This is a genomic window from Tepidisphaeraceae bacterium (assembly GCA_035998445.1).
Taxonomy (GTDB): domain Bacteria; phylum Planctomycetota; class Phycisphaerae; order Tepidisphaerales; family Tepidisphaeraceae; genus DASYHQ01.
Genome location: DASYHQ010000042.1, coordinates 1 through 5452, shown reverse-complemented (window position 1 = coordinate 5452; position 5452 = coordinate 1). Strand labels below are relative to the sequence as shown.

Here is a 5452-nt window from a genome sequence, read left to right as displayed (position 1 = left end):
TCGACATCTTCGCCGAGGCCGGCGGCAAGCTGAACGCGCTGGTCAAGACGTTCAACGTCACCGTCACCGACGGCTCGCTCGACCTGCGCTTCCTCGCCGCACGCGACAACGCCATCATCAGTGCCGTCGAACTCGTCCCGGCCTGATCGGCGATCGTTCTTCACCCTCTAACATGAACCGGGCCGGGCAGTTAAACTGCCCGGCCCGGTTCTCGTTTGTGTGTGCATCTCGCGTCTCCCTCGCCCGATGACCATCGCTCGGCACAGCCGTTGCAGACTTGCCTCGCTTGACGGAGGCAGAGCGACCATGATCACCGAGACGACCGCCACGCTTGCCGCCCTTAACGACGCCGCGATCGAGTTGACCGGTGCCGCAGGGAGCTACGACGCCATCATCGACCTTGCTGGCGACGCCCGGATCGTCCTGATCGGTGAAGCGTCGCACGGCACGCACGAGTTTTATGCCGCCCGCGCTCAGATTACCGAACGGTTGATCACCGAGCGCGGCTTCGGAGCGGTCATTGTTGAGGCCGATTGGCCGGACGCCTATCGCGTCAATCGCTACGTGCGCGGCATCGAATCCGACGGCGATCGCGACGCCGCTGCAGCGCTGGACGGGTTCAAACGTTTCCCGCAGTGGATGTGGCGCAACGACGTCGTCGTCGGCTTCGTCGAATGGCTGAAGCGTCACAACGCCGCCCTTTCGGCGGGCGATCGGCAATGCGGATTTTATGGCATGGACCTCTACAGCCTGTACGGGTCGATCGACGCGGTGGTCGAGTACTTGGACAAGGTGGACCCCGAAGCCGCCCGGCGGGCGCGGTTCCGTTATGGGTGCTTCGAGCAGTTCGAGGACGACCCGCAAGCCTACGGTTACGCCGCCAGCTATGATTTGGACAAGAGCTGCCGCGACGGCGTCATCGCGCAGCTGGTTGACCTGCAACGGCGCGCGTCCGACCTCGCCAAGCGCGACGGCCAGACGCCCGAGGACGAGTACTTCTTCGCCGAGCAGAACGCACGGCTGATCAAGAACGCCGAGGAGTATTACCGCCAGATGTTCGCAGGGCGGGTGGATACGTGGAACCTGCGCGACACGCACATGGTCGACACGATCGACGCCCTGCTGCGCCACCTCGACCGCACGCGCGGCCGGCAGACGAAGGTCGTCGTCTGGGCGCACAACTCGCACCTGGGCGATGCCCGCGCCACCGAGATGGGCCGCCGGGGCGAGCTGAACGTCGGCCAACTCTGCCGCCAGCGCTGGGCGGGACAGGTGATCAACGTTGGCTTCACCACGCACACCGGCACCGTGACCGCCGCTCACAACTGGGGCGATGCCGCGCAGCGGATGAACGTCAATCCATCGCTGGCCGGCAGCTACGAACGATTGTTTCACGAGGTCGGCCTGCCGCAGTTCCTGATGATCTTCCGCCAATCCCGTGACGCCACCGCCCTGCTGACACCCGAGCGGCTGGAGCGCGCGATCGGCGTCATCTACCGTCCCGGCAGCGAGCGCCTCAGCCACTACTTCCGCGCCAGCCTGCCGCAGCAGTTCGACGCCGTCATTCAAGTCGACACGACCAGTGCCCTGCAACCGCTCGAACGCACCGCCCCTTTCGAGCCTGACGCCGCCGAAACGTTTCCTCTCCCTCCGGGAGGTGGCAGGGGATAAGATTCCAAAGATGCGAACAGATTCCCGTTGCCCCAGCCCTCGACAGGAGGAGTCTCGTCTGCTGACGCCGCCCGCCCGCGGGATGCAGGTTAGATGTTGCGCGGAGGTTTTGTCCGCTAGTGCAGGGGGCACCTTGCCGTAGCGTTTGGGTGCCACGGTTTGGTACTCCAAGCCGTGCTGTAGGGTCGACGCCGCTGACACGGCTTGAAGTTCCAAACCGTGGAGCCCAGTGGACAAGCCGCTACTGGAATAGGTCCGTTACGCTAGCCTTTAGGCTCCGTTCGGGACATTATAGACCTTCGGGTCGCGGGATTTGAGCCGTCAGTTAGTGCTTAACCCTCTTCCGGCGTGAGAGGAAGCTAGACCCTATTCGCTCCCCCGATCGAGGCGCTTATGTTCGCTCGAACGTTGCTCATCCTTCTACTGTGCACCGCCGCAATGCGCGCCGGCACGCTCACCGTCATCGCCCCGTCCGCCATCGAAAGCGGCACTGTCACCACCGCAGCCAAGCCGCCGACGACGACCGACGCCAAGGTGAACGGCCCCGCCGCCACGTTCGCCAATTCGCCGGCTGACGCGTCGCTCTCGGTCCAGCTCAAGCTAAAGGACGGCACCACGCTGCAAGGCGTCGACATGAGCTGGTACAACGACACCCCCTCCAAACCGGACGCCGGTGAGCTTTTGGCCGACGACCGTGAGGCGATCCGGGCGATCGTGCAGGACGTGCCGTCGTTCTATAACAAGAGCGACATCCTCCTGCTGCAAGGCGACCACGACCGCGCGGTCGCCCTCGTCCAACTCGTCCGCGACAGCGACTTCTACTCCGCCGGTGGCAACATGGTCTGGCGCATCGAGCTGTACTACTTCAAGTTCCAATACGGTGGCTGGGAAAAGGTGCAGCAGCAGAACAAGATCGTCCGGCGAGAGCGGTTCAAGACGATGAACGAGTACAAGGAAGCCACCGACAAGCTGAAGTGGGTCGAACAGCTGGGTGGCGTGCGCGTCGGGAACGATGAAGTGAAGACGATCGAGGTGACGTTGCCAGACACTGAGCCCAAGCCCGAATAATCTTTCGCAGGATTGGTCGCTTTAGCGACCAGTAGTCCCTTTCGGCTCAGAACCCGTCAAACGTTCGAATGCCCCTCTCCCGGCGTACCGGGAGAGGGGCCGGACGGGCGTGCGATGTTCGATTGGACGATCTCGGCGTTCCGCTTGAGGATCGGCAGCTTCACGCGCCGCATCGCACTGCCGCGCAACGTGTCGTAGTACGTCTGGGGTTCCCAGCTCAACAACTCGCTCGCGTTCAATGTTCCACTGGCGAAGCGCGGTTGCAGCGACGGCTCGTCCGAGTCGATCGCCTTTGAGTTCCACGGGCAGACGTCCTGGCAGATGTCGCAGCCGTACAGCCAGTTGTCCATCTTCCCAGCCAGTTCATCGGCCACCTCGCCACGATGTTCGATCGTGAGGTAGGAGATGCATCGGCGGGCGTCCATCTCGTACGGTGCGGTGATGGCGCCGGTCGGGCAGGCATCGATGCACCGCCGGCAGGTGCCGCAGCGGTCGACGGCGGGCTCGTCGGTGGGCAGCTCCAGCGTGGTGATGACCTCGCCCAACAGCAACCAAGAGCCGATGTACGGGTTGATCAGGTTCGTGCTCTTGCCGATCCAACCGACGCCGGCTCTTGCGGCCAGTTCCTTCTCCATGATCGGCGCGGTGTCCACGCCGCACTTGGTCTGCGCGTCCGGTACGACTTCGCGGATGAAGTCGGCCAAGTCGTACAGCCGCGGCTTGATGATCTCGTGGTAGTCGTCGGCCAACGCGTACCGCGCGATCCGAACCTCATCACGCTCGTTAACATCAGCGGGTTCGGCCGACATCAGGGGCACGTGGTAGTTCAGCGCGACGCAGACGACCGACCGCGCGCCCGGCAACAGTTGCCCCACGTCGGTGCGTTCGTCGAAGCGGTTGTGCAGGTAGCGCATCTCACCGGCCTTGCCGCCCGCCAGCCATTGCGCGAAGTAGTCGCGGTAGATTGACCGGCCAGCCGGCGCGATGCCGACGAGGTTGAAGCCGAGATCGGTTGCCCGCTGTTTGATCTGCAGCGCGAGCGCGAGACGGTCGGGTTGGGGTAGGACGCTGGGCATTACATCACTACGTCACGTCGCTGCGTCGGGCACGTCTACTGTCGCTAGGTTTCCCGCCATCGCGTTGGTGCCGAGCGTGTTCACCTTGTGGACCAGCTCGTTGATCTGCAACGCGAGCGAGCGCCGCTGATCATCGGTCGTGGCTTGCGCGAGATTCGCTTTCAGTTGGTCGACCTGCTTGCGCCAAGTGACCTCGTGGGGTATAACGTCGTTCTGCTTGAAGATGCGCAGCGCCCACCACATCATGCGCTGGTTCTCCTCGGCCGGCATCGGCTCCAAGTCCAACGGCTTTCCGGCGCCTTCGATCCGATCGAACTTGCCTTCCGCCATCGCGTCATCGATGCGCCGTTCAGCGATCCGGCGGATGGCGGCCTCCATGTCGATGTTCTTGAACGACATGCCGGCATTATAGCCGTCCGTACTCGCCCGACTTCAAGCGAACTCGGTCACTCGGGCCTTCGAATGTGGTGCTCGGTGTAGGCCAACGCGATACCGTAAATCGTCAGGTCGGGCGAAATTGCGTGCACGAGTTCCCAGTCGGCGAACAGCGTCTGCGCATCGCCGCCGGTCGCGATCAGTTCCGGCCAAGTGCCGAGGGTGGTCGCGTAGTTTTCGACCAGTTCCTTCACCATGCCGCGAATGCCGTGGAACACACCGTGCTGAATTGCGCTGGCGGTGTCGGTGCCAAAGGCGCCGGCCGGGACCGCCAGCGTCACGCGCGGCAGCTTGGCGGTCTTCTCGTGCAGCGCGTCGAGCATCACGCTTGCGCCGGGGGCGATCGCCCCACCCAGGAACTCGCCTGCGTAGTTGCAGAAGTCGACGGTGACGGCCGTCCCTGCATCCACGACTACACATGCCTTTCCCAGCTGTTCGTAAGCGGCCGCGACGTTCAGCACGCGGTCGACACCGGTCTGCTCGGGGTTCTCCGTCAGCACCTTGATCGGCAGGTCCAGATCGCGGCCAACCCATTCAACCGCCTGCCCCGTCGCCTGCTGAACCGCATGCTCGAGCGCTTCGACGATCGTCGGATTGACGCTCGCTCCGGCGATCGCGGGGTCCTCGGTGTCGGCGATCTTGCGCCAGGCCTCGCCGATCACCCCGGCCCAATCGGCCCGCTGGCTGTGGGGCACGCGGACCACACCCTGAAGTTCCCCTGCGATAAAGGTGCCGATCGCCAGCCGCGAGTTCCCGACGCTCAGCACGAGCAGATTGATGTCCATAACCGAATGATAGCCAAGACCCGCCCGGACGGCATCCTCACTGGTACGCGGAAGCCTGCCGTCATCCGTACTTGGACGACTCGGCGTGGACGCAGGAGTTCTCGCCAGCCAAACGTCCGGTAACACCGTCATTCTGAAAAAAGCGGACCGCCTCAAGTTACTGCCCCGCAAGGACGAATTATACGGCAGCGTAAGATTATTCCGCATAGTCCTTAACAGGGAACATCTATGTCAGTGTCTGATTCCGGAGCGTCCACAGCGACGTCGGCGCGTGCCGGGAAGTACCTCACGTTCGGCTTGGGCAAGGAAGGCTATGGCCTGCAGATCCTGAAGGTCCGCGAGATCATCGGCTACATGGACATCACGGCCGTGCCGCGCACGCCCGGCTATGTCCGCGGCGTGATCAACCTGCGCGGC

6 protein-coding genes are annotated in these 5452 nt (G+C 63.6%); 3 read left to right on the top strand and 3 right to left on the bottom strand.

The window, feature by feature from the left end:
- Window positions 1-306 precede the first annotated feature (306 nt).
- Complete coding sequence (locus VGN72_16785; protein ID HEV7301026.1) at window positions 307-1671, top strand: erythromycin esterase family protein; 1365 nt, start codon at window positions 307-309, stop codon at window positions 1669-1671.
- Between the two features lie 393 nt (window positions 1672-2064).
- On the top strand, window positions 2065-2739 hold the full coding sequence (locus VGN72_16780) for a hypothetical protein (protein ID HEV7301025.1): 675 nt from the start codon (window positions 2065-2067) through the stop codon (window positions 2737-2739).
- A 56-nt stretch (window positions 2740-2795) separates the two neighbouring features.
- Here the strand turns inward: VGN72_16780 and queG are convergent, their stop codons facing one another.
- Genes queG through VGN72_16765 form a run of 3 tightly spaced genes read right to left on the bottom strand, consistent with a single transcriptional unit; the run spans window position 2796 to window position 5035 of the window.
- Window positions 2796-3815 carry a tRNA epoxyqueuosine(34) reductase QueG gene (gene queG, locus VGN72_16775; GenBank protein ID HEV7301024.1) on the bottom strand — a complete coding sequence of 340 codons (1020 nt, stop codon included), beginning with the start codon at window positions 3813-3815 and terminating at the stop codon, window positions 2796-2798.
- 12 nt (window positions 3816-3827) lie between these two features.
- Entirely contained in the window at window positions 3828-4214 is a 387-nt protein-coding gene (locus VGN72_16770; GenBank protein HEV7301023.1) for a DUF1992 domain-containing protein, read from the bottom strand.
- A 47-nt stretch (window positions 4215-4261) separates the two neighbouring features.
- On the bottom strand, window positions 4262-5035 hold the full coding sequence (locus tag VGN72_16765) for a type III pantothenate kinase (GenBank protein HEV7301022.1): 774 nt from the start codon (window positions 5033-5035) through the stop codon (window positions 4262-4264).
- Window positions 5036-5263: 228 nt separating this feature from the next.
- Between VGN72_16765 and VGN72_16760 the strand changes: the two genes are divergently transcribed.
- Window positions 5264-5452, top strand: a 189-nt coding sequence (locus VGN72_16760; GenBank protein HEV7301021.1) for a chemotaxis protein CheW, incomplete at its 3' end; no start/stop codon positions are given.